Source organism: Xanthomonas citri pv. citri, assembly GCF_000961215.1.
GTDB lineage: Bacteria > Pseudomonadota > Gammaproteobacteria > Xanthomonadales > Xanthomonadaceae > Xanthomonas > Xanthomonas cissicola.
Genome location: NZ_CP008998.1, coordinates 2,691,514 through 2,713,577 on the forward strand (window position 1 = coordinate 2,691,514; position 22,064 = coordinate 2,713,577).

The following is a 22,064-nucleotide window of genomic DNA, read 5'->3' on the forward strand; positions in this document are numbered from 1 at the left end:
ATTACTCGGGTTTTTGGCGTTGCGAGGGGTCTTGCTGGGCCTGGGCGGCGGCGGCACGCGATTCGGCCATGCCCAGCGCGCGCGCGGCGGCTTTCTGCTCGTCCTTCTGCGGCGCCGGCTGCGGCTCGCCCTCCGGAGTGAGCCAGCCGCCGGTAAAGCCGGCGCGTTCCAGACCCGCACGGATGTAGGGATTCTTCTTCATCACGTTCCAGACGAATTCGTTCTGGTAGTTGGCGATCATCGCCAGGATCGGGCCCTGGTCGATGGCGATGTAGTCGCTGGCCACCCAGCCGCGATCCGGCACCATGCGCCCGGTCTTGAGCGGGATGTCGTAGTTGAAGCTGGGATTGAACGAATCCAGGAAGCCATAGCTGGAATACAGGAAATCGCCATAGCGCTTGTGCATTTCTTCGGTGGCCGGGATCACCACTTCCGGAGCGAACACGATCGAAGAAATCGCCGCCGAGGGCACGATGGTGCCGTCGTCGAAATTCTCGCGCAGGCCGGCGCCGCGCGAAGAGTAATGGCGGAATTGACGCTGCTCGCCGCGGTATTCCTGGCTGGTGTTCTGCGGGCCATCGCTGGCGGTGAGGCCCCAGACGTTCTCGCCGTAGTCCTTCCACTTCATCGGGTTATCGATGGCGTAGTCGCGCTGCGCCAAGGTGGCGCGGCGGCTGTTGAGGAAGTAGTCGATGCCGCGTTCGCGCATGTACTGGTCCTGGATATCGCGGAAATCGATCCAGACATGGCTGTATTGGTGGCCGAACAGCGGGCCGAACGACAGGTATTCCTGGCCCTGGTACACGCCCCAGTCGTTGTTGTAGGTGCGGGTCCAACTGGTCCATGCGTCCGGATCGACCCCATGCGTCGGCGAGCCCAGGGCGAGGATGTACAGCATCATCGCCTCGTTGTAGCCCATCCAGTCGTGGTTGATGAAGCCGCTTTCGGGGAACCAGCCCATCGAGATCAGCGGCGCGCGCTGTTGCAGCCAGCGCCAGTCCACGCGCTTGTACAGCGTGTCGGCGATCTGGCGGATCTCCTTTTCGCGCGGGTCCTCGCCGTCGTAATACGACTGGGTGAACAACACGCCCATCATCAGCAGTGCGGTGTCCACGCTCGACAGCTCCACCCAGCTGTCGTAGCGGTTGCCCTGCTGCATGTCCAGAAAATGATAGTAGAAGCCCTTGTAGCCGGCCCGGCCGGTCTTCTGCGGCCCCATCGGCGCGTCGCGGAAGAATTTCAGCGTGGTCAGGGTGCGGTCGATCGCCTGATTGCGACTGACCCACCCGTTTTCGATGCCGATCGGATAGGCGGTCAGCGCGAATCCGACCGACGCAATGCTGGCGAACGGGCGCGACGGAAACCGGTCCGGAGACAGGCCGTTGACCTCGTTGGTGGTGTCCCAGAAAAACTGGAAAGTGCGGCGTTCGATGTCCGAAAACAACGGCGGCAGCGGCGGCTTGACCGGTTTGGGCGGCAGTTGCGCCTCAACCAGGATGACTTTCACCGGTGCCTTCTTTTCGGCCACCTTGGGTTCCTCGGCTTGCTTGCACGACGCCACGACCAGCGCGCCCAGCAAGAGTGGAATCGTCAACCATCGCGACGTGTTGCCCCTGTCCATCCGCCCCCCACGTGTGTAATCGATTACATCTGACACGCCAACCTACCCTATCCAGGCGCCGAGTTCGACCGCCCTGGCGTTGCGGCCAGGGCGGTCGAGCACCTCACCAGTTCAGGCCGAAAGCCAGACGGAAGGTGCGCATCGGCGACGCCAGCACACCGGTCGGTGTGCCGTAAGCCGTGTTCAAGTCCTGCAATGTTCCGGTATCGCCGTTGAAGGTGGCGTAATTAACCCAGTTGAACACGTTGAGGATATCCGCACGCACATTGAATTTGACACCACCGCCGGTGTCCCACTCTTTATTGGCGGCAATGCTGAATTCCTTGTAGCCCAGCGTGCCATCCGGCTTGAACTGGATGATCTGGCACTGGTCGTTGCCGGCCAGGCAATTCTGGCCATAGCGCGCGGTCTGGCTGGCCAGCGACAGCTTGCCGGACAGCTTGATCTCATACGGCAGCTCGTAGATGCCGGTGACCACCAGGCGGTTCTTCGGGATGCCGCCGGCCTCACGCCAGCCGTAGTCCTGGATGCGTTCGCGGTCCAGCGCATAGTGCTCGCCGAACTGACGGTTCTCCTTCGCATCGGAATAGGTGTAGGCCACGGTCAGGCCCCAGCCGGACTCTTCGTCGAAGGGCTTTTCCACCTGCAAGGCCAGCTGGTTGTTGCGGGTCTCCACGCCATTGGTGCCCAGCACGATGGCGCTATAGCCGTTCGGGCCGTCGGTCGGCACGCCGGAGGTGGTGCCCGGCTGGAAGAACGAACCGTCCGGCAGGCGGTTGCCGCGCACGAAAGCAAAACCGTCGTGGCTCTCGATGCGGCTCAGGGTGACATCGGTGAACCAGTCCTGGCCCCACAACGGCACCATGTTGCGCATGCCGATGCTGAATTGGTCGGAGTACGGGGTCTTGAGGTTGTTGTCGATCAGGTAGACCTCACGTCCGCCACCGCCGGTGCTGTTGGCCGTGAGTGTGTTCAAGCCATCCTGGCTGTTGTACGCCGGATTCCAGGCCGTGCACGGGTCGCCCAGGCAAGTGGGGTTGTTGGCGCTGGTGAAGTAGTAGCTATACGACTTGAAGGAGTTGTTGAGCTGCTCCAGTGCAAGGTAATCGAAGATGTTGCGGTCGTACGCACGACCGGCACCACCATAGATCACGTGGGCCTGATCGCCGAACAGGTCGTAGGAGGCGCCCAGACGCGGCTGCCAGGCATTGTTGAACGCCTTGCGGTTGTTGCCGGTGCTGATGAAGTCGTTGATGTTGTAGTTGGCGTTGCGCAGATTGGGCCAGTTCTGCAGCGCGCTGGCGACATCCGAGGGGGTCACGAAATCCAGGAACGCCGGGGTTTGCTCGTAGTCGTAGCGCACGCCCAGGTTCAAGGTCCAGTGCTCGTTGACTTCCCAGTCGTCCTGCAGGTAGATGCCGTACTGCTTGTTCTTGGACACCACCGAGCCGCCACCTTCCACCAGCGGCGCACCGAAGCGCACGCGGTACGGCGTTTGCACGTCGGTGAGGATGTTGTAGTAGTACTGCGGGTTGGCCGGGTTGAACTGGGTCGAATCCAGGTCGATGCTCTTGAACTTCACGCCCATCTTGACGGTGTGCGCGCCATGCCATTCCAGGCTGTTCAAGGTCAGGTCGTCCTGGAAGGTCCAGCCCTTCTGCCCCTTGCGCTGGAAGCTGCTGCCGGCGCCCGCCGCCAGGATGTCGGTCTCGTTGCCGCGCACCGGCGCGTAGCTGAGGATGTAGCCGTTGCCGTTGTTGATCGGCGCCTGGTTCCAGAACGCGCTTTCGTAGCTCAGGTTGGCCTCGTTGAGGAAGTTGGCGCCGCTGTACTGCCAGCGCAGGTTGGCGCGCTTTTCTTCCTGACCGTTGATGCTGCCGTGCTCGTAGGTCGAGGTGCGGCCGACGTCGTTGAGCTCGTCTTCCTTGCGGTACTTGCCGGTCAGCTCGAACAGGTTGTTCTCGCCGATGGTCCAGTCGATCTTGCCGAAGTACAGGTCTTCCTTGAACGGCGTGCTGGAGGTCACCACCAACGGCTGCAGCTGTGCAGGCAACTGGTCGACGCGGTCCGAATAGATCGAGCCGGGGATCACCACGTTGGGGGTGGTGTACTCCTTGGCTTCATAGGCGATGAAGAAGTGCGCCTTGTCCTTGAGGATCGGGCCGCTGAAGGTGGCGCCGTACTGGGTTTCTTCGAAGTCGTCGCGCACGCCGGCCTTCTTCTCCAGCGGGCTTTCTTCGCGCCAGCTGTCGTTGCTGGTGTCCCAGAAGAAGCTGCCGTGGAAATCGTTGGTGCCGGACTTGGACGAGGCGACGATGGCCGCGCCGCTGACCTGGTCGAACTCGGCCTTGTAGTTGGAGGTGATGACCTTGTACTCGCCGATCGCCGACTGCGGGAACGGGTTGCCGCGGCTGGAATCCTGGCCGCTCACGCCACCGGTGAGCACGTAGTTCTTCTGGCTGACACCGTCGATGTAGACATTGGTGCCTTCGGCCGAGGTCGCGCCGGTGCGCACCTTGGTGGTGCCGTTGGCCTCACGGGTGAACTGCACGTTGGGCACGGTGTCGGCCAGCTCCAGGAAGTTGCGCGTGGCGCGCGGCAGGTTCTGGATCTGCACGTTGGAAATATAGGTGGCGTTTTCGGAGGTGCGCGTCTCCACCAGCACCGGCGGCGCCTTCACCTGCACCGCATCCAGCGTGGTGGCGTTACCACCCGCGGCCGTGGCGGCTTCGCCACCGACGCCCAGGTTCAAGGTCGCCGTCTGGCCGACCTGCACGGTGACGTTCTGCGAACTGGTCTGGCCATTGGCGGCGACATCGATGCGGTACGAACCCGGCGGCAGGCCGCCCACCGAATAACCGCCGTTGCTGACCTGCACGGTGCGGGTCAGGCCGGTGGCCAGATTGGTGGCGGTGACCTGCGCCTGGGCGGCAGGCGCAGCATCGACGGTGACCTGCCCGCGGATGGTCGCAGCGGTGCTTTGTGCGAAAGCCGGTGCGGCGCCGAGCAGCAGGCAGCTGGCAAGCGCGCAGCTGAGCAGCTTGCGCGCCGGACGGGCGGAATGTGGGTGGTGGTGGCGCATGGTCGTCCCTCCAGGGATCGGTACAGATTGTTGTTGTGGCAGTGCAGTGGTGCAGGAACAGCCGCTGCGGGGGCAGCGGGAGCGGACAGAACGCCCGCGAAAGGGTCGGCGGCCCAGAGACGCGTGGCCGGAAAGGTCAGTGAGCCGGTTCGCCGGCACCGCAGGAGGCGCGGATCACCAGCTCGGGCGTGAGCAATTGGCGGATGCCGTCGTCGCGGTCGGGCGTTTCGACCAGGCGCATCAGTCGGGTCATGGCCTGCTCGCCCAGCCGGGCGATGCTCACGCGCATGGTGGTCAGCGCGGGGTGGACAAAACGGGCCAGCGGAATGTCGTCGAAACCCGCCAGCGCCACGTCGCCCGGCACCGACACATCGGCCTGGGCGAACGCGTACAGGCAGCCCAGCGCAGTCATGTCGTTGGCGGCGAAGACCGCATCCGGCAACGCGCCGGCCGCCAGCATCGCCAGCCCGGCGCGGTGGCCGGAGGCTTCGTCGAAGTCGCCCGGATACTCCACGCCCTGCGCCTGCGCACCGAACGCAGCAAGCGCATCGCGGAAGCCGCGCAGGCGTTCGCGCGCGTCGAAATTCAGCGCCGGGCCACCGATGAAGGCGATGCGACGGTGCCCGGCACGCAGCAGGTGCTCGGTCATGGCCATGGCACCGGCGTGGTCGTCGATGCTCAGCACCGGATAGTCGGCACCGGGCAGGTGCGCATTGATCAACACCGTTGGCAGCGACTGCGGCAGGTTATCGGTGAGGAACCCCGGCTGCTCGGCGTAGGGCGAGAGCACCAGCAAACCATCGACGCGTCCGCGCATCGAGCGCAGCGCCCTGCCCTGGGCTTCCGGGTCGCCGTGATAGCTGGACACCAGCAGGTGCTGGCCCGCCACACGCGCCGCGCCGTCGATGCCGCGAATCAATTCGGAGAAGAATTCGCCATACAAGTCCGGCAGCACCACGCCCAGCGTCTGCGAGCGCCGGCTGCTCAGGCTACGCGCGGCCGCATGCGGGCTGTAGCGCAGCCGCTCGGCCACTTCCAGCACTTGCTGGCGCACCGGCCCGGCAACATTGTCGTGCCCGTTGAGCGCACGCGACACCGTTGCGACGGAGACCTGCGCTTCCCGAGCGACATCTTTGATGGTGACCGCACCCTTGGCCATTCGTGTCGCCCTCCGCGACCGACTTCCCAAAACTGGCGCGGACTGTAAGCGTTTTCATACAGAGGCGTAAACCCCTATCTTCACACGCGTGAAAACGCTTACAGATCAACTAGCTGCAGGTGAGGAGCGCGTGAAGCAATGTGCTGCGACGCAACAAATATGTTCCCATGCGTCCACAAGCCAAGCACGATGCAGGTCACGCTTAACAACGAATCGATCCGGCCTCGCCAGGAGTCGCACGACCGGCACCTATCGCCGGCACTGCCACGGCCTCGCCGGCCGCGCCCTGACCTCAGCTGGCGTGAAGGCGATTGCCGTTGTTGCCCGCGCCTCTGACACTGCGCGCATTCGGGTACGACCGTATCCCCTGCTCTACAACGTTCAGCCCACCTCGCCCGGCGCGAGGGCCTCGATCGACAAGGCATGAATATCGGTCTGCATCATCTCGCCCACCGCGGCATACACCGCACGGTGCCGTGCCAGTGGCGGCTTGCCGACAAATGCGGCGCTGACCACGCGCACATTGAAGTGCCCGCGCCCGTCGCGCGCACCGGCGTGGCCTGCATGCCGCGCACTGTCGTCGTCGACATCCAGCTCGGTGGGCGCCAGTGCCGCCTGCAACGCTGCGCGGATCTGGTCGACCCGGCTCATGGCAATACCCGGCGGAACGGCCGGACCTCGGTGCGCGTGTACACACCCGCTTCCACATAGGGGTCGGCATCTGCCCAGGCGCGCGCCTCGTCCAGAGCGTCGAACTCGGCAATTACGACGCTGCCGCTGAAACCGGCCGGACCCGGATCTTCGGCGTCGATGGCCGGGCACGGGCCCGCCACCAGCAATCGCCCGGCGGCCGCAAGTTCCTGCAGACGCGCCAGATGCGCCGGCCGCGCCTGCTGCCGTGCCGCCAATGCGTCCGGCCGGTCATACCCCTCGATTACGTACCACACACGCCACCTCGCCTAAGACTGGAAGATCACCGCGCTGATTCTAGCCGCGTCGGCGCTGGACACCGCCCCCGCGCACGCATTACCCTTGGCACCACTGCACACGCAACCGGACGCAGCGGCCCGTCGGCCCAGGCTCAACGCTCTTCCCGACGACCGATTCGCTGCCCACCGCCGGCCCGCGTAGACGACCTCCTCGCTGTTCCGTCGCCGCATGCCACACGGCGCCTGCTTGCATGTGGATTGGCGTATGTAGATTTGTGGGATCGTGCCGGCACAGGCATGACATTGATCGCAATAACTCAAGGCAAAGCCCTGCAGGCGCGGCTCAGACCTCCGCCGGCGACCGTAAGACCGATGTCGACCTGATGAATTCCGAACTCGCGCACGCCGCGACTCCGCCAGCCACGAGTGCGCCGCCACAGCAGCAGGAAATGCCGCTGGCGGTGGTGCATGGGCAACCGGTCCTGCAGATCCCGCAGGATCTGTATATCCCGCCGGATGCGCTGGAAGTCATCCTGGATGCCTTCGAAGGCCCGCTGGACCTGCTGCTGTACCTGATCCGCCGCCAGAATCTGGACATCCTGGACATCCCCGTCGCCGAGATCACCCGGCAATATGTGGACTACATCAATGTCATGCAGGAGCTGCGCTTCGAACTGGCAGCCGAATATCTGGTGATGGCGGCGATCCTGGCCGAGATCAAATCGCGCATGCTGTTGCCGCGCCCTCCCAGCCAGGATGGCGAAGAAGAAGATCCGCGCGCCGAATTGGTCCGCCGTCTGCAGGAATACGAACGCTTCAAGCAAGCCGCCGAGGATCTGGACACACTGCCCCGCATGGGCCGCGACAGCGCGCCGGTGCAGGCGCATCTGCCCGAGCGCGCAGCGGTCAAGCTGCCGCCGCCGGTGGAATTGAAAGAAATGCTGATGGCGCTGTACGACGTGCTCAAACGCGCCGAGCTGTTTACCGGCCATGCGATCAAGCGCGAGGCGCTGAGTGTGCGCCAGCGCATGGGCGATGTGCTGAGCCGCCTGGACGATGGCAAGTTCTACCGTTTCGAATCGCTGTTCACTGCCGAAGAAGGCAAGCTCGGCGTACTGGTCACCTTCCTGGCGTTGCTCGAACTGGCCAAGGAGCAGTTGCTGGACATCGTGCAGGAAGCGCCGCTGGCGCCGATCTACGTGAAGTCGCTGGCGTTGGGCAATACCAATGCGCCGTTGCAATTCTCCAGCGAATTCGACGACAGCGATGCCGCCAACGAACCTATCTGAAGCCGATCATCGAATGGATCAAGCGCTGATCACCCGCATTATCGAAGCCGCCCTGCTGGCCAGCAGCCAGCCGCTGACGCTGGCGCAGCTGCTGGGGCTGTTTCCGGAAGACGAGCCGGCGCCGCCCGGCAGCGTGGAGCGCGCACTGGAACTGCTGCGCGAGGCCTGTGCCGACCGTGGCGTGGAACTGGTCGAGGTGGCCTCCGGCTTCCGCTTCCAGGTCAAGGCCGACGTGCATGGCTGGGTTGCCCGGCTGTGGACCGAGCGCCGCACCAAGTACACCCGCGCCACGCTGGAGACCCTGGCGCTGATCGCCTACCGCCAGCCGATCACCCGCGGCGAGATCGAGCAGGTGCGCGGCGTGGCAGTGAGCAGCAACATCATCCAGGCGCTGGAAGAGCGCGAATGGATCCGCGTGGTGGGCCACCGCGACGTGCCCGGCAAGCCGGCCCTGTTCGGCACCACCAAGGGCTTTCTGGATTACTTCGGCCTCAAGCGATTGGACGAGCTGCCGCCATTGTCTGAGTTGAAGGACATCGCCGAGCTGGAACCGCAGCTGCCGCTGGACCGCGACGGGCAATTGGATGGCGCAGTGCCGGCCTCGGCAGCGATGGACGCGGCGCAGGATCGGGCGGATGCCGGTGACGCTGAAGGCGGCGATTCGGATGCAGCGGCTGACGCTGCTGGTAATGCGGACGCGGAAGCAGAAACCGACGCTGGCGCCGAGCCCGACGACAGCATCGGCGGCTCCGGCGGTTGGCAAGATGCCACGGATGCGGACGAGGCCGACACCTCGGCGACTCCGTCCCGCAACACCGATGCGCCGAGCGACCGCCAGACCAGCGCCGAACGCAATCCTGAAAGTGAAGCCGACAACGATGCCGATGCCGACCAGCATGCGCAGGAACCGGTCGGCGATGCCGGAATCGACCAGCAAGACCCCGATCTCGACCAAGCAATCGATACGCACGCGACCGACGCAGTAAACGACCAGACACCGCAACACCCCGAGCATGGCTCGGTGCACGAGAAGAACACGCAGGACCCAGACGACGCCCGTGAGGGCGACCCCGACACCGCGCCGGGAACGCGCGCGGATGCAGTGAACGAAGACGAAGACAACGCCGTCGCGACGACGACCGTGGCTGTTGACGAAGCCGATTCCGACCCAGAGGCCGACCCGCAACGCGGCGGCCGGAGCCAGACACATGAGTGACACCCCCCGCAAGCTGTCGTTGAACAAGCTTTCCCTCAAGCGCGACAGCGCGCCCGAAGCGCCCAAGCTGGAAGAGCGCCTGCACAAGGTGCTGGCCCAGGCCGGCCTGGGTTCGCGCCGCGCGCTGGAACAGCGCATCGCCGACGGCCTGATCAAGGTCAATGGCGCCGTTGCGCAGACCGGCATGTCGGTGCGCAGCGGCGACAAGATCGAGTTGGACGGCCGCAGCTTCGTGGCCAGCGCGCTGACCGAGCCCTCGCGCGTGCTGATCTACAACAAGCCCGAAGGCGAAGTGACCACGCGCGAAGATCCCGAAGGCCGCCCGACCGTGTTCGAGTCGCTGCCGGTCCTGAAGGGCTCGCGCTGGATCGCCATTGGCCGCCTGGACATCAACACCACCGGCCTGCTGCTGCTCACCACCGACGGCGAGCTGGCCAACGCGATGATGCACCCCTCCTACGAGGTCGAGCGCGAATATGTGGTGCGCGTGCGCGCACCGGAAGGCGAAGAAAAAGTCTCCGATGCCATCATCGAGCGCCTGTCGCGCGGTGTGCTGCTGGAAGACGGCGGCGCCAAGTTCGACGAGATCGAACGCATCGGCGGCACCGATTCGCACGACTGGTTTCGTGTGGTCGTCAAGGAAGGCCGCAACCGCGAAGTGCGCCGTCTGTGGGAATCGCAGGGTTGCCAGGTCAGCCGCCTCAAGCGCAGCCGCTACGGCAAGATTTCGCTGCCGCGCGAATTGCTGCGTGGGCACTCGGTGGAAGTGGCGCAGGACAAGGTCGACGCCTTGCGCGCCGAACTGAAACTGGAAGAAGGCGCGCCGTCGGCACTGACGCTGCAGCCGGTGATCGGCCAGCGCCGCGCCGCCAAGTCCACCGTGCACGTCTCGCGCGATGGCCGCAGCAATGCCTACGTCAACGGCCAGACCTCCGGTGCCGATGAAGGCCGCGAGCTGCGCCGTTTCGACAATCTGCGCGAAGATCGCGGCCGCGGCGGTCGCGGCAAGCCGGGCGGCTTCAAGGGTGGCCTGACGGTCAGCGGCGAAGCGGCCGCTCGGCAATCGCAGCAGCGCCCGTTCAAGCAGCGCGGCCCGGCCAAGGGCGACCGCGGCGCGTTGCCGGACGGCAATCCGGCCGCGTTCCGCAGCTGGTATGTGCCCGATGGCGTGAGCACCGGCCCAAGCGGTCACCGCAATGCCGGCCCGAGCGGCCCGGGCACCGGTCAGGCACGCCCGTATGCGAAGAAAGGACCAGGCGGCGCGCGTCCGGGTACCGGCGGTCCAGTTGGCGCCCGCTCGGGTGGTCCGGGGCGCGGCGCTGGCGGCGGACAGGGGCAGTCGCAAGGCCAGGGGCAGCGCAAGCACCCGTATGGGCACCCGGGCAACGCACCGAGCTTCCCTTCCGATCACGCCAACCCGGGTTTCAATCCGTATGGTGCGGCACGCCCTGCTGGCCGCCCGAGCGGTGGGCGTCCGGGACCGGGTGGCAATCGCGGCCCGGCATCCGCCAACCGCGGCCCCGGCGGTCCAGGTGGTGGCGCCCGCGGTCCCGGCGGCCCAGGTGGCGCACCGCGTGGCCCGGGCGGCCGTCCGCCGGGCGGCGGTAATCGTCGCCCTCCTGGCGGCGGCAATCGCGGTCGTTGAGCGTCAACTGCTCCGCACAATAGAAAACGGCCCTGCAAAGGGCCGTTTTCTATGGCGGACGGCATCGGCCATCTACTTAAGACCGGGAAGTTGCGGCGCATCCGCGCGTGCAGTCGTTTAACGAAGGCACTCCCTTACACGTCATCGCGATGCAAGGGCCGCACCGATTGGTTGTGCGCAACCCGGATGCTGCGACGTAGACCGGCAGGACGCCTGCGCAGCCGTCGAGTGGGCGCGCCTCGTGCCGGAGATCGACACGAATCACTTGTGCTCGCCGGTTCTGGAGGTGCCGTGCACGCCCACCCGGGCCTGCTCGCTCGGTTTGTCACCACTCTTACTTGCGACGCTCGATCACGAAATTACCGACGTTGACACCCAGGTCCACACCCTCGCCCGTGCCTGCCAGCGCGAGCGAGATATCGCCCTTGGTGACCACCTGCGCGGTGCTGGACTTCACGACGCCGGCATGCGCTTCGGCAGCGGCATAGGTGCCGAACAGGTCGTTGAGGCTATAGGCACCGCTGAAGGTGCCGCGGCCGCCGACGATCTTGGACTTACCGACGGTCAGGCCACCGCCTTTGCTGGAGATCTTGACCGGAATGACCGCACCGTTATCGCACTTGATGGTGCCGGTACCGCTGGCGGTCTTGTAGAACACCGACCAACCGGACAAGTTGAACGACAGCTGGCAATCGATGTTGCCGGCGGCCTGCGCCTGCGGAGCCAGCGTGGCGGCGCCGAGCAGCGCGATGAGCGAAAGTGACTTGATCATGTGAGCAGTGCCAGTGGTGGACGTGGCGCGAGACTAGCAGCGCCGATGTGGCAGCCGCGACAAGATTTCAGTGCGGCGCATGCGTTTGTTCAGCGAGGTCTTAGCTAGCCTCGGCAGGCAGCAGAGCTGCCGCCTGCAGCCGCGCCATGGGATGATTACCGCATGCCACGCACCGTCTACAGCCTGCTCGTCAGCGCACTGCTGCTGCCCACCCTCGCCCATTGCGGCGAGGCAATTCCCACCCAGGGTTACACGGTCGTCAGGACCTATCCGCACGACACCGCTGCCTTCACCGAAGGCCTGTTCTATCTGGACGGGCATCTCTACGAGAGCACCGGCGAGCTGGGCCAGTCCAGCGTGCGCAAGGTCGACCTGGACAGCGGCAACGTCCTGCAGCAGGTCAACACGCCGCCGCCTTTCTATGGCGAAGGCATCGTGGCCTGGAAGGACCGCCTGATCCAGCTGACCTGGCGCAATCAGCGCGGCTTCGTCTACGACCTGGCCACGCTGGCACCGCGTACCCAATTCACCTATTCCGGCGAGGGCTGGGCGCTGACCAGCGACGACCGCCAGCTCTACATGAGCGACGGAACGGCCAACATCCGCCGGCTGGACCCGCAAAGCCTGAAACAGGTCGGCACCATCAAGGTCACCGCCCGCGGCAGGCCGCTGGACAACCTCAACGAGCTGGAATGGGTCAAGGGCCAGTTGCTGGCCAACGTCTGGCTAACCACCCGCATCGCACGCATCGACCCCGCCAGCGGCAAGGTCATCGCCTGGATCGACCTCAAGGCACTGGTGCCAGACCCCGACACCTTGACCGATCCCACCAACGATGTCCTCAACGGCATTGCCTACGACGCCGAGCACGATCGCTTGTTGGTCACCGGAAAGCGCTGGCCGAAGATCTACGAGATCAAGCTGGCTCAGTAGCCGGGATTTGGGATTTGGGATTGGCAGCAGCGGGCTGGCAGGCATCTGTGCGGCAGCGCTTGTACCCATCTCGAATCACCAATCCACAATCTCGAACCGATCGGCATCCAGCATCGCGGGAAAACGGGCGCGGTGCTCGGCCAGCGCGGTGGCGCTGATGGTGGTGGTGACCACCTGCTCGCGTTCGCGGATTTCCACCTGTGGCTGGCCAAGGAAATCGATCACCGCGCTGTCGCCGGCGTAATGCAGTTGGTTGCCATCGATGCCAATGCGGTTGACCGCCGCCACAAAGCACAGGTTTTCGATTGCGCGTGCGCGCAGCAACGTCTTCCACGCATAGGCGCGGGCGGACGGCCAGTTGGCGACGAACACTTGCAGATCGAAATCCAGCTGCCCCGGGCGCTCCACGTCGAAGCGGTTGCGGCAGAACACCGGGAAACGAAGGTCGTAGCAGACCTGCGGATTGATCCGCCAGCCCTTCCATTCCACTGTCAGACGCTCGCGCCCGGCCGCGTAGCGCAGATGCTCGTTGCCGAAGCGGAACAGGTGACGCTTGTCGTAACACTGCAGTGCCCCGTCGGGCGTAGCCCATAGCAGCCGGTTGAATACACCGGCATCAGTGCGCACCTGCACGCTGCCGGCGACCGCTGCACCCAGACGTGCGGCCTGCGCGCGCGCCCACGCCACGGTCGGCCCGTCCATGCCTTCGGCCTTGTCGATGGCGTCGTTGGAGAACCCGCTGGTGAAGGTTTCCGGCAGGATCACCAGATCGGTCTGCCCGACCAGCGGCTCCAGCAGCGCAGCGTAATAGTCGCGATTACCGGCGGGGTCATGCCAGCGGGTGTCGCCTTGGATCAGGGAGATGCGCAGGTCGTGCATGGTGAGACTCGGGAATGGAGAATCGGGAATAGGGAATCGAACAGCGGTTTAATGAGGGCGTTATGTCATCGAGCCAGTGCGAATTCAGATCAAAAAGCGGCCGATCGCTCTTACGATTCCCGAATCCCGATTCCCGGCTCGTCAGAGCCTACGCAGGCGCTCGATCGCCGCATCCAGCGTCGCATCGTTCTTGGCAAAGCACAGCCGTGCCAGGCGCTGCCCTGCAGGCGCGTTCTCGTAGAACGGCGACAACGGGATCGCGGCCACGCCGTTCTCGATCGTTAGCCACTTCACGAATTCGGTATCGGGCAGATCGCTGATGGCCGAGTAATCCACCAACTGGAAGTAGCCGCCGGGCACAGGCAACGGCTTCAAGCGCGTGGCCAGCAATTGTTCGCGGAACCGGTCGCGCTTGGCTTGATAGAACGCGCCCAGTTGCTCGTCGTGTTCGGGTTCGTCGCGGATCATCGCAGCGAAGGCGTGCTGGGCCGGACCGAAGCTGGTGAAGGTGTTGTACTGGTGCACCTTGCGGAATTCGGCCGTTAGCGCCGGCGGCGCGATGGCGTAGCCGATCTTCCAGCCCGTGCAGTGGTAGGTTTTGCCGAAGCTGGAAATCACGAATGCGCGCTCGCGCAGTGCCGGCCAGCGCAGCACCGACTCGTGCCGGCGGCCATCGAACACGATGTGTTCGTAGACCTCATCGGACAGCAAAAAGATCTCGGTGCCGCGCAGCAGTTCGGTCAGCGTCTGCATGTCCTCGGCCGACAGCATCGCGCCGGACGGGTTGTGCGGCGAGTTGATCATCAACAGGCGCGTCTTGGGCGTGATCGCGGCGCGCAGCGCATCCCAGTCCACCGCAAAGGTCTGCGGGTGCAGCGCTACGTGAACCGCCCGCGCGCCGGCCAGATCGATCGCCGGCTCGTAGCAGTCGTAGGCCGGGTCCAGCACGATGACCTCTTCGCCGGCGCGCACCACCGCGTGGATGGCGTTGAAGATGGCCTCGGTGGCACCGCTGGTGACGGTGATCTCGGTGTCGGCATCGACCTGCGCGCCATAGCAGCGCTGCGCCTTGCCGGCGATGGCCTGGCGTAATGTGGCCACGCCGGTCATCGGTGGATACTGGTTGTGGCCGGCCGCCATCGCCTTGCTCAGTTCGTCGACCAGCCGCTGCGGCACCGCGAAATCGGGAAAGCCCTGGCCCAGATTGACCGCGCCGTGCTCGGCCGCCAGCTGCGACATGACGGTGAAGATGGTGGTGCCCACCTTGGGCAGCTTGGTCGTAAGGGGCATGGTGCCTGTCCGGACAAGAAACGGGGGGACCGCGAGTGTACGCAAAGCCGCCAGCAGGTTGCGCCCGGACGCTGCAAGACAGCGTTCCCTGACACACCGCGGCGCCTGCAGCGCTGCCGCAGACGTCCCCGGCATGCCACCATCGTCGCTACAATGCGCGCCCGGTCCGGCGCGCCCTGCCCCGGCCCTTCCCCATGCCGTCCTGCGACCCGAGCCCGCTGCACCGATGATCGAACCGCTGCACACCGCACCGCCGCTGCTGGCGGCGCACGACCTGGCCTTCAGCCGCAACGAGGAGCCGGTGTTTGGCCCGCTGGATTTCCATGTCGATGCCGGCGAGGCGCTGCTGGTGCAAGGCGACAACGGCGCCGGCAAGACCACGTTGCTGCGCGTGCTGGCTGGCCTGCTGCATGTGGAGCGCGGGCAGATCCAGATCGATGGCAAGAGTGCCAAGCGCGGCGACCGCAGCCGCTTCATGGCCTACCTCGGCCACCTGCCCGGCCTGAAGGCCGACCTCAGCACGCTGGAAAACCTGCACTTCCTGTGCGGCCTGCACGGCCGCCGCGCCAAGCAGATGCCCGGCAGCGCGCTGGCGATTGTCGGCCTGGCCGGTTACGAAGACGCGCTGGTGCGGCAGTTGTCGGCAGGCCAGCGCAAGCGGCTGGCCCTGGCACGGCTATGGCTGTCGCCGGCGCCGCTCTGGTTGCTGGATGAGCCGTACGCCAACCTGGATCTGGATGGCATCACCCTGGTTAACCGAATGATCTCCGCGCATTTGCGCGGCGGTGGCGCGGCGCTGGTCACCACGCATGGTGCGTATGCAGCGCCACCGGTGCGCACGCGCATGCTCACGCTGGAGGTTGCGGCATGAGCACGCATTCGCCGCAACCGTCGCTCTGGCAGGCGGCCCGCGCTCTGCTTGCCCGCGACCTGCAGCTGCTGTGGCGGCGCCGCAGCGATGCGTTGCAGCCGGCATTGTTCGCGCTACTGATCGTGGTGTTGTTCGCGTTGGGACTGGGCGGCCGCCCGGACCTGCTCGCGCAGGCCGCGCCGGCGGTGTTGTGGCTGTCGGTGTTGCTGGCTGGCCTGCTGTCGCTGGACGCCTTGTTCCGCAGCGATGTGGAAGACGGCTCGATGGAGCAATGGCTGCTGGCACCGGTGCCATTAGCCTGGTTGATCGCAGTGCGCGTGCTGCTGCATTGGGCGACCAGTGCGTTGCCGCTGATTGCAGTGACGCCGCTGCTGGGCGAATTGCTGCACCTGCCGCATGACCAACTGCCGGTGCTGCTGGCATCGTTGGCGCTGGGAACGCCGCTCCTGAGTCTGCTCGGCGCCGTGGTTGCGGCACTGACGGTGACGATGAAACGCTCTGGTATTCTCGTCGCGTTGCTGGCGCTGCCGCTGTACGTGCCGGTGCTGGTGTTCGGTGCTGGCAGCGTGGCGGCTAGCGGACAAGGGCAGGATGCGGGGGGTGCGTTGTTGTTGTTGGGCGCCGGATTGGTGATCGGTGTGGTCCTGGCGCCGCTGGCTGCAGCGGCCGCGATCCGCATTTCGTTGAGTTGAGCGCTGCAGTCGTTGCATTGTCGATAGCATGCCCCGCACAACGCGTTGTTGCTGTTTCGAGAGCCAATGCCATTCCAAAGGCTACTGCCATCGCATGAACGTCGTCGTCCGCTGGTTCCACCAACTCGCATCGCCCCCGATCTTCGACCGTTTTACTGCGCGCTGGGCGCCGTGGTGCTACGCGCTGGCCGTGTTGCTGCTGGGCGTGGGCATCTGGCAGGCCTTGTTCGCGGTGCCGGCGGATTACCAGCAAGGCGACAGCTTCCGTATCCTCTACATCCATGTGCCGAGCGCGTGGATGAGCCTGTTCGTGTTCGGGCTGATGGCGCTGTATGCGGCCATCGCGTTGATCTGGCGGATCAAGATCTGCGAGATTCTGGCGATGGCGTGCGCGCCGATCGGCGCTGCATTTACCGTGATCACCCTGCTGACCGGCAGCATCTGGGGCAAACCGATGTGGGGCGCCTGGTGGGACTGGGACCCGCGCCTGACCACCGAATTGATTCTGCTGTTCCTGTATCTGGGCGTGATCGGCCTGTACCACGCCATCGACGACCGCCGTCAGGCCGCGCGCGCGGCGGCGTTGCTGGCCATCGTCGGAGTGGCGCTGCTGCCGGTGATCCGCTATTCGGTGGTGTGGTGGAATTCGCTGCATCAGGGCCAGAGCATTCGCCTGCTTGGGCCGTCCACGATCGATGCCAGCATGCTGCTGCCGCTGTGGTTGATGGTGATCGGCACCAAGTTCTGGTTTGTCGGGTCACTGTTGACGCGCGCGCGCGCCGACAACCTGCGCCGCGAGGCCGGCAAGGCCTGGATCGTGGGCGATGCGCAGGAGAGTGCGGCATGAGCTACCTGCCTTACGTCATCGCCGCCTATGCGGTGTTCGTGCTGGTGCTGCTGTGGGACCTGATCGCCGGCCGTTGGCAGGTGCGTCGCGCACTGAAAACCGCCCAGGCGCGCCGCCTGCGCGAGCGCAAGCGCGCGGTGCCCGGCGATGCGGAGCTGATCCGGTGAACCCGCAACGTCGCCGCCGCCTGTGGCTGGTGCTGGCGTTGGTACTGGCCGGCGGGCTGGCAACCACGCTGGTGGCGATGGCCTTGCAGCGCAACGTGGCCTATCTGTACACGCCATCGGAAGTGCTGCGCGGCGACGCCGGCGCGCATTCCCGCTTCCGGCTCGGCGGCATGGTCGAAAAAGGCTCGTTCAAACGCGCCTCTGGCTCCTTGGAAGCGCAATTCCGCGTCACCGATGGCGATGCGCAATTGTCCGTCAGTTACGACCGCATCCTGCCGGACCTGTTTCGCGAGGGGCAGGCAGTGGTGGCCACTGGCCGCATGCAGCACGGCATCTTCGTCGCCGAAGATGTGCTGGCCAAGCACGACGAAACCTATATGCCGAAGGAAGTGGCCGACAAGATGGGCAGCGCGCACCGCAAGCACGATGTGCCAGCCGCGGCCGGTCAAGTTGGAGAGCGGCAGTGATGCCGTGCATCGGGACATCGGCATGCCGGCCGGCAGGTGGCTTGCGCGGTGCGTACGCAGCTAATGATGTCACCGCGCGTGGGCAAGCAGGTGCAACTGCTGCCGGAATTCGGACTCGGCAGTGCACTTGCCGTTGTGGCACCGGCCCATGCTCGACAACGCGCCGACCCGATGCTTCCTGAACTCGGGACGTTGCTGCTGGTGCTGGCCCTGCTGGTGGCGCTGGTGCAGGCCGTGGTGCCGCTGGCCGGCGCACAGCGCGGACGCAGCAGCTGGATGGCCGTGGCGCGACCGGCGGCGCTGGTGCAGCTGGCACTGATCGCATCGGCCTTCGCCGTGTTGACGCACGCCTTCTTGGTGCAGGATTTTTCGGTGCGCTACGTCGCCGAGAATTCCAACAGCCTGCTGCCGGTGATGTACCGCTATTCGGCAGTGTGGGGTGCGCACGAAGGCTCGCTGCTGCTGTGGACGCTGGTGCTGGGGTTGTGGACCGGCGCGGTGGCGATCTGGTCGCGGCAGCTGCCGGCGCATGTGATCGCGCGCGTGCTCGGCGTCATGGCGCTGGTCAGCATCGGGTTTCTGGCGTTCTTGCTGTTCACCTCCAACCCGTTTGCGCGGTTGTTTCCGGTGCCGCTGGAGGGTGGCGACCTCAATCCGCTGCTGCAGGATCCGGGGCTGATCGTCCATCCGCCGATGCTGTATTGCGGCTACGTCGGCTTTGCGGTGCCGTTCGCATTCGCCATCGCCGCACTGCTGGAAGGCCGCATGGACGCGTGCTGGCTGCGCTGGACGCGGCCGTGGACCAATGTCGCCTGGTCGATGCTCACCGTCGGCATCGCGCTCGGTAGCTGGTGGGCGTATTACGAGCTGGGCTGGGGTGGCTGGTGGTTCTGGGACCCGGTGGAGAACGCCAGTTTCATGCCGTGGCTGGTGGGCACCGCACTGTTGCATTCGCAGGCGGTGACCGAAAAGCGCGGCAGCTTCGCCAGCTGGACCTTGTTGCTGGCGATCGCCGCCTTTGCGCTGTCGCTGCTGGGCACGTTTCTGGTGCGCTCGGGCGTGCTGACCAGCGTGCATTCGTTCGCCGCCGACCCGTCGCGCGGACTGTTCATTCTGGTATTCCTGCTGGCCGTGGTCGGTGGTTCGTTGCTGCTGTATGCGCTGCGCGCGCCGCTTCTGTCGGTGGCGGACGATCCGCGTCGCGCATTCGCCGGCAGTTCGCGCGAAACCTTGTTGCTGTTGAACAACCTGCTGCTCACCTGCGCCTGCGCAATGGTGTTGCTGGGCACCTTGTATCCGCTGCTCGCCGATGCCTTGGGGCTGGGCAAGCTGTCGGTTGGCCCGCCCTACTTCGGCACCTTGTTCGTGGTGTTGATGGCGCCGCTGGTGGCACTGCTGCCCTTCGGCCCGCTCACCCGCTGGCAGCGCGAACAGGCCTCGCGGCCGGTGGCGCTGCTGGCGCCGTGGGCAGCCCTGGCGTTGGCTGCCGGCGTGCTGGCCTGGTTCGCCGCGCCGCAGGGGCAGTTGAAAGCCGCCTTCGGTGTCGCCGGTGCAGCCTGGGTGTTGCTGGGCACCGCGCGGTTCCTGTGGACGCGGCGGGCGGCCAAGGGGCGCAAATTCACCGCCGAGATGCTGGGCATGGTGCTGGCGCACCTGGGCGTTGCGGTGTTCCTGTCCGGTGCCATGCTGGTGGAGGGATTGAGCCTGCAGCGCGAAGTGGCGCTGGCGCCCGGGCAACAGGTGCAGATCGGCCGCTATGCACTGCATTTCGACGGGCTGGAAGAGCTGCGCGGGCCCAATTACGTGTCCGACCGTGCCAACCTGCAGGTGTTCAAGGACGATGCGCCGGCGGGCATGCTGCATGCGGAAAAGCGCCGCTACGCCAGTGGCGGCCAGACGTTGACCGAGGCGGCGATCCGCCCTGGCCCGTTTGGCGACCTGTATGTCGCCCTTGGCGAACCGCTGGGCAACCAGGCCTGGGCGGTACGTGTCCACCTCAAACCGTTCGTCCGCTGGATCTGGCTGGGAGCGCTGCTGATGGCGCTCGGCGGCCTGGTGACCGCGGCCGACCGGCGTTTTCGTCGTTCTCCGGAGATCCAAGATGGTTGAGTCACGTTCACCCCGCCTGCCCACTGCGGTTCTCGTGGGCGCCATCGTGCTGCTGCTCGCCCTGGCAGCGCTGCTGGTCTATGCGGTGGTGCGCTCCGGTCAGGACGATCGCGATGCCCTGCCTTCTGCACTGATCGGCAAACCGGCGCCGGAATTCGCGCTGCCGCTGCTGCACGACCCTGCCATCGTGGTGCATGCGCGCGAACTGCGCGGCGCGCCGTACATCATCAACGTGTGGGGCAGCTGGTGCCCTGCCTGCCGCGAAGAACACCCGGTGCTGAGCCGCTTCGCACTGACCAAGCGCGTGCGCGTGATCGGCTACAACTGGAAGGACGAGCGCAACGATGCGCTGCGCTGGCTCGAACAACTCGGCAACCCGTATCTGCTGGTGGTCGCCGATCAAGATGGCCGCACCGCCATCGATTTCGGCATCGCCGCCGCACCGGAAACCTTCCTGGTCGACGGGCGTGGGGTGGTGCGCTGGAAGTACAGCGGCATGCTGACCCAATCCATCATCGACACCCAGTTGATTCCGGCGCTGAGCCAGATCGAACGTTCCCCCACCGCCGCACCGGACCTGCACGCCAAACAATGACGCGCGCCTGGCTGCTGACGCTGCTGTTGCTGCCCTGGCTGGCATTCGCCCAGCCGGTCGGCGATCCGGCGCCGCTGCGCTATGCATCGGCCGAAGAGGAGGCGCGTTTTCACGCGCTTACCGCCGAGTTGCGCTGCGTGCAATGCCAGAACCAGTCGCTGGCCGATTCCAACGCGCAGATTGCGCAGGATCTGCGCCGCGAGGTGCTGGCGCTGATGCACCAAGGTCGCAGCGATGCGCAGATCCGCCAGTTTCTGGTCGCGCGCTATGGCGAGTTCGTGCTGTACCGCCCGCGCGTGGAGTCGCGCACCTGGCTGCTATGGTTCGGCCCGCTGCTGGTGTTGCTGCTGGGCGCGGGCGCCGTGGCGCAGATAGTACGCAAACGCAGCGTGGCCGCGCCTACCGCGCCTGCCGATGAGCAGGAGTGGTGATGGCCGGCTTTGTCATCGCGGGGCTCGTGATTGCGCTGCTGGCGCTCGGCCTGGTGTTGCGCCCGCTGTGGCGCGACGCGCGCGGCCTGGCTGCGAGCGTGGCGGTGTTGCTGCTGGCCGCGAGTGCGGCGTTGTACTGGCTGGTCGGAACGCCAGGCGCCATGACGCAGCCGACCAATCGCCTGCCCACGCCACGTTCGCTGGACGAAGCCATCGTGCAGCTGCGCGCGGCGTTGGTAAGCAACCCCGATCAGGCCGAGGGCTGGGTGTTGCTGGGGCGCTCACTGTCCAGCCAGCAGAAATTTGCCGAAGCCCGCGATGCCTTCGCACGCGCGGTAGCACTGCGTCCGGACGAAGCCGACGTGCTGGTCGCCGCAGCGCAGGCGCGCATGCTTGCCGACGACAGCGGCCGCCCGGATCCGGAAGCCATGCGCCTGCTCGAACACGCGCTGGCGGTGCAACCGGACCATCAACGCGCGCGCTGGTTCCTGGGGGTGGTGCAGCGCCAGGCCGGCGAGCCGGCCAAGGCCAGTGCGACGTGGGAGCCGCTGCTGAGCGTGGTCGATACCAAGACTCGCCCCGGCCTGCTCGAACAGATCAACGCCGCGCGACAGGAAGCCAGGCTAGAGCCGATCCAGGCACCGGCTGCGCCTACCGCCGCTGCAGCGAGTGGCAAACGCATCCAGGTGCGCGTGACGCTGGACGCCGAATTCGCCAAGCGCGCCGGATTGCCCGGCGATACCAGCGTGTTCGTGATCGCGCGCGCGGCCGACACGCCGATGCCGGTGGCGGTGGAAAAACACGCGCTGAGCGAGCTTCCATTGACCCTCACGCTGGACGATGGCGACAGCCCGATGCCGACGCGCACGCTGTCGTCGCTGGACCATGTACAGCTGCTGGCACGGCTGTCGCGCAGCGGCAACGCCATGCGCCAGGCCGATGACGTGGAGAGCGCACCGGTGACGATCGCATTGCCTGCAGCCGCGCCGGTGGAACTGGTGATCGGCCGCTGATGGCTGACGCAGTGTGAGTGACGGGCGACATCATCGCCCTAACTGACGCGGGCACGC

At 65.8% G+C, this 22,064-nt stretch carries 21 protein-coding genes; 13 read left to right on the top strand and 8 right to left on the bottom strand.

Annotation, left to right across the window (positions count from 1 at the left end):
* Position 1 precedes the first annotated feature (1 nt).
* The 5 genes from AMD14_RS12215 to AMD14_RS12235 all read right to left on the bottom strand — a co-directional run bounded on the left by AMD14_RS12215 (position 2) and on the right by AMD14_RS12235 (position 6,809).
* Positions 2-1,621: a glucoamylase family protein gene (locus AMD14_RS12215; protein WP_011051505.1), complete on the bottom strand. Its 1,620-nt coding sequence runs from the start codon at positions 1,619-1,621 to the stop codon at positions 2-4.
* A gap of 103 nt (positions 1,622-1,724) precedes the next feature.
* On the bottom strand, positions 1,725-4,703 hold the full coding sequence (locus tag AMD14_RS12220; RefSeq protein ID WP_003487035.1) for a TonB-dependent receptor: 2,979 nt from the start codon (positions 4,701-4,703) through the stop codon (positions 1,725-1,727).
* Positions 4,704-4,839: 136 nt separating this feature from the next.
* Positions 4,840-5,862, bottom strand: coding sequence for a LacI family DNA-binding transcriptional regulator (locus AMD14_RS12225; RefSeq protein WP_003487033.1), 1,023 nt, complete (start codon positions 5,860-5,862; stop codon positions 4,840-4,842).
* 381 nt (positions 5,863-6,243) lie between these two features.
* Positions 6,244-6,513, bottom strand: a complete 270-nt coding sequence (locus tag AMD14_RS12230) for a BolA family protein (protein ID WP_005922517.1) — start codon at positions 6,511-6,513, stop codon at positions 6,244-6,246.
* Positions 6,510-6,809, bottom strand: a complete 300-nt coding sequence (locus tag AMD14_RS12235) for a YciI family protein (protein WP_005922519.1) — start codon at positions 6,807-6,809, stop codon at positions 6,510-6,512. Before AMD14_RS12235 ends, AMD14_RS12230 begins: the two co-directional genes overlap by 4 nt.
* A 365-nt stretch (positions 6,810-7,174) precedes the next feature.
* Here AMD14_RS12235 and AMD14_RS12240 point away from each other — a divergent pair, with 365 nt between their 5' ends.
* From AMD14_RS12240 to AMD14_RS12250, 3 genes are read left to right on the top strand one after another with little or no spacing between them, the layout of a single operon-like run.
* A complete protein-coding gene (locus AMD14_RS12240; protein ID WP_005913161.1) occupies positions 7,175-8,080 on the top strand; it encodes a segregation and condensation protein A in 906 nt (301 codons plus the stop codon).
* A 13-nt stretch (positions 8,081-8,093) separates the two neighbouring features.
* The gene (scpB, locus tag AMD14_RS12245; protein WP_015463277.1) at positions 8,094-9,296 is read left to right on the top strand and encodes an SMC-Scp complex subunit ScpB; all 1,203 of its coding nucleotides are present in this window, start codon (positions 8,094-8,096) and stop codon (positions 9,294-9,296) included.
* Complete coding sequence (locus AMD14_RS12250; RefSeq protein ID WP_005922523.1) at positions 9,289-10,941, top strand: pseudouridine synthase; 1,653 nt, start codon at positions 9,289-9,291, stop codon at positions 10,939-10,941. The genes scpB and AMD14_RS12250 overlap by 8 nt, the downstream gene beginning before the upstream one ends.
* A 334-nt stretch (positions 10,942-11,275) precedes the next feature.
* Here AMD14_RS12250 and AMD14_RS12255 read toward each other — a convergent pair whose 3' ends face one another.
* Entirely contained in the window at positions 11,276-11,713 is a 438-nt protein-coding gene (locus AMD14_RS12255) for a hypothetical protein (protein WP_003487019.1), read from the bottom strand.
* Between the two features lie 162 nt (positions 11,714-11,875).
* Here AMD14_RS12255 and AMD14_RS12260 point away from each other — a divergent pair, with 162 nt between their 5' ends.
* Positions 11,876-12,646 (top strand): glutaminyl-peptide cyclotransferase, encoded by a 771-nt coding sequence (locus AMD14_RS12260; protein ID WP_003487017.1) that lies wholly within the window; start codon positions 11,876-11,878, stop codon positions 12,644-12,646.
* A gap of 75 nt (positions 12,647-12,721) precedes the next feature.
* Here the strand turns inward: AMD14_RS12260 and AMD14_RS12265 are convergent, their stop codons facing one another.
* Complete coding sequence (locus AMD14_RS12265) at positions 12,722-13,525, bottom strand: amidohydrolase (protein WP_011051508.1); 804 nt, start codon at positions 13,523-13,525, stop codon at positions 12,722-12,724.
* Between the two features lie 141 nt (positions 13,526-13,666).
* Positions 13,667-14,815 carry a pyridoxal phosphate-dependent aminotransferase gene (locus AMD14_RS12270; protein ID WP_011051509.1) on the bottom strand — a complete coding sequence of 383 codons (1,149 nt, stop codon included), beginning with the start codon at positions 14,813-14,815 and terminating at the stop codon, positions 13,667-13,669.
* A 226-nt stretch (positions 14,816-15,041) separates the two neighbouring features.
* Here AMD14_RS12270 and ccmA point away from each other — a divergent pair, with 226 nt between their 5' ends.
* The 9 genes from ccmA to AMD14_RS12315 all read left to right on the top strand — a co-directional run bounded on the left by ccmA (position 15,042) and on the right by AMD14_RS12315 (position 22,007).
* On the top strand, positions 15,042-15,686 hold the full coding sequence (gene ccmA / locus AMD14_RS12275) for a heme ABC exporter ATP-binding protein CcmA (RefSeq protein WP_003487011.1): 645 nt from the start codon (positions 15,042-15,044) through the stop codon (positions 15,684-15,686).
* Positions 15,683-16,378 (top strand): heme exporter protein CcmB, encoded by a 696-nt coding sequence (gene ccmB / locus AMD14_RS12280; protein WP_011051510.1) that lies wholly within the window; start codon positions 15,683-15,685, stop codon positions 16,376-16,378. Before ccmA ends, ccmB begins: the two co-directional genes overlap by 4 nt.
* A gap of 94 nt (positions 16,379-16,472) precedes the next feature.
* Positions 16,473-17,225: a heme ABC transporter permease CcmC gene (ccmC, locus tag AMD14_RS12285; protein WP_011051511.1), complete on the top strand. Its 753-nt coding sequence runs from the start codon at positions 16,473-16,475 to the stop codon at positions 17,223-17,225.
* Positions 17,222-17,392, top strand: a complete 171-nt coding sequence (locus AMD14_RS12290; protein WP_003487005.1) for a heme exporter protein CcmD — start codon at positions 17,222-17,224, stop codon at positions 17,390-17,392. Before ccmC ends, AMD14_RS12290 begins: the two co-directional genes overlap by 4 nt.
* Positions 17,389-17,859, top strand: coding sequence for a cytochrome c maturation protein CcmE (ccmE, locus tag AMD14_RS12295; RefSeq protein ID WP_011051512.1), 471 nt, complete (start codon positions 17,389-17,391; stop codon positions 17,857-17,859). The genes AMD14_RS12290 and ccmE overlap by 4 nt, the downstream gene beginning before the upstream one ends.
* A 171-nt stretch (positions 17,860-18,030) precedes the next feature.
* Positions 18,031-19,968 (top strand): heme lyase CcmF/NrfE family subunit, encoded by a 1,938-nt coding sequence (locus AMD14_RS12300; RefSeq protein WP_011051513.1) that lies wholly within the window; start codon positions 18,031-18,033, stop codon positions 19,966-19,968.
* Positions 19,961-20,563, top strand: a complete 603-nt coding sequence (locus AMD14_RS12305; protein WP_007964622.1) for a DsbE family thiol:disulfide interchange protein — start codon at positions 19,961-19,963, stop codon at positions 20,561-20,563. Before AMD14_RS12300 ends, AMD14_RS12305 begins: the two co-directional genes overlap by 8 nt.
* Entirely contained in the window at positions 20,560-20,994 is a 435-nt protein-coding gene (locus tag AMD14_RS12310; protein WP_011051514.1) for a cytochrome c-type biogenesis protein, read from the top strand. The genes AMD14_RS12305 and AMD14_RS12310 overlap by 4 nt, the downstream gene beginning before the upstream one ends.
* On the top strand, positions 20,994-22,007 hold the full coding sequence (locus tag AMD14_RS12315) for a tetratricopeptide repeat protein (RefSeq protein WP_015472085.1): 1,014 nt from the start codon (positions 20,994-20,996) through the stop codon (positions 22,005-22,007). Before AMD14_RS12310 ends, AMD14_RS12315 begins: the two co-directional genes overlap by 1 nt.
* Positions 22,008-22,064: the final 57 nt, after the last annotated feature.

Coding starts and splice junctions, on each gene's coding strand:
- AMD14_RS12215 (WP_011051505.1), bottom strand. CDS start 1,621: ATGGACAGGGGCAACACGTCGCGATGGTTGACGATTCCACTCTTGCTG.
- AMD14_RS12220 (WP_003487035.1), bottom strand. CDS start 4,703: ATGCGCCACCACCACCCACATTCCGCCCGTCCGGCGCGCAAGCTGCTC.
- AMD14_RS12225 (WP_003487033.1), bottom strand. CDS start 5,862: ATGGCCAAGGGTGCGGTCACCATCAAAGATGTCGCTCGGGAAGCGCAG.
- AMD14_RS12230 (WP_005922517.1), bottom strand. CDS start 6,513: ATGAGCCGGGTCGACCAGATCCGCGCAGCGTTGCAGGCGGCACTGGCG.
- AMD14_RS12240 (WP_005913161.1), top strand. CDS start 7,175: ATGAATTCCGAACTCGCGCACGCCGCGACTCCGCCAGCCACGAGTGCG.
- scpB (WP_015463277.1), top strand. CDS start 8,094: ATGGATCAAGCGCTGATCACCCGCATTATCGAAGCCGCCCTGCTGGCC.
- AMD14_RS12250 (WP_005922523.1), top strand. CDS start 9,289: ATGAGTGACACCCCCCGCAAGCTGTCGTTGAACAAGCTTTCCCTCAAG.
- AMD14_RS12255 (WP_003487019.1), bottom strand. CDS start 11,713: ATGATCAAGTCACTTTCGCTCATCGCGCTGCTCGGCGCCGCCACGCTG.
- AMD14_RS12260 (WP_003487017.1), top strand. CDS start 11,876: ATGCCACGCACCGTCTACAGCCTGCTCGTCAGCGCACTGCTGCTGCCC.
- AMD14_RS12265 (WP_011051508.1), bottom strand. CDS start 13,525: ATGCACGACCTGCGCATCTCCCTGATCCAAGGCGACACCCGCTGGCAT.
- AMD14_RS12270 (WP_011051509.1), bottom strand. CDS start 14,815: ATGCCCCTTACGACCAAGCTGCCCAAGGTGGGCACCACCATCTTCACC.
- ccmA (WP_003487011.1), top strand. CDS start 15,042: ATGATCGAACCGCTGCACACCGCACCGCCGCTGCTGGCGGCGCACGAC.
- ccmB (WP_011051510.1), top strand. CDS start 15,683: ATGAGCACGCATTCGCCGCAACCGTCGCTCTGGCAGGCGGCCCGCGCT.
- ccmC (WP_011051511.1), top strand. CDS start 16,473: ATGAACGTCGTCGTCCGCTGGTTCCACCAACTCGCATCGCCCCCGATC.
- AMD14_RS12290 (WP_003487005.1), top strand. CDS start 17,222: ATGAGCTACCTGCCTTACGTCATCGCCGCCTATGCGGTGTTCGTGCTG.
- AMD14_RS12300 (WP_011051513.1), top strand. CDS start 18,031: ATGCTTCCTGAACTCGGGACGTTGCTGCTGGTGCTGGCCCTGCTGGTG.
- AMD14_RS12305 (WP_007964622.1), top strand. CDS start 19,961: ATGGTTGAGTCACGTTCACCCCGCCTGCCCACTGCGGTTCTCGTGGGC.
- AMD14_RS12310 (WP_011051514.1), top strand. CDS start 20,560: ATGACGCGCGCCTGGCTGCTGACGCTGCTGTTGCTGCCCTGGCTGGCA.
- AMD14_RS12315 (WP_015472085.1), top strand. CDS start 20,994: ATGGCCGGCTTTGTCATCGCGGGGCTCGTGATTGCGCTGCTGGCGCTC.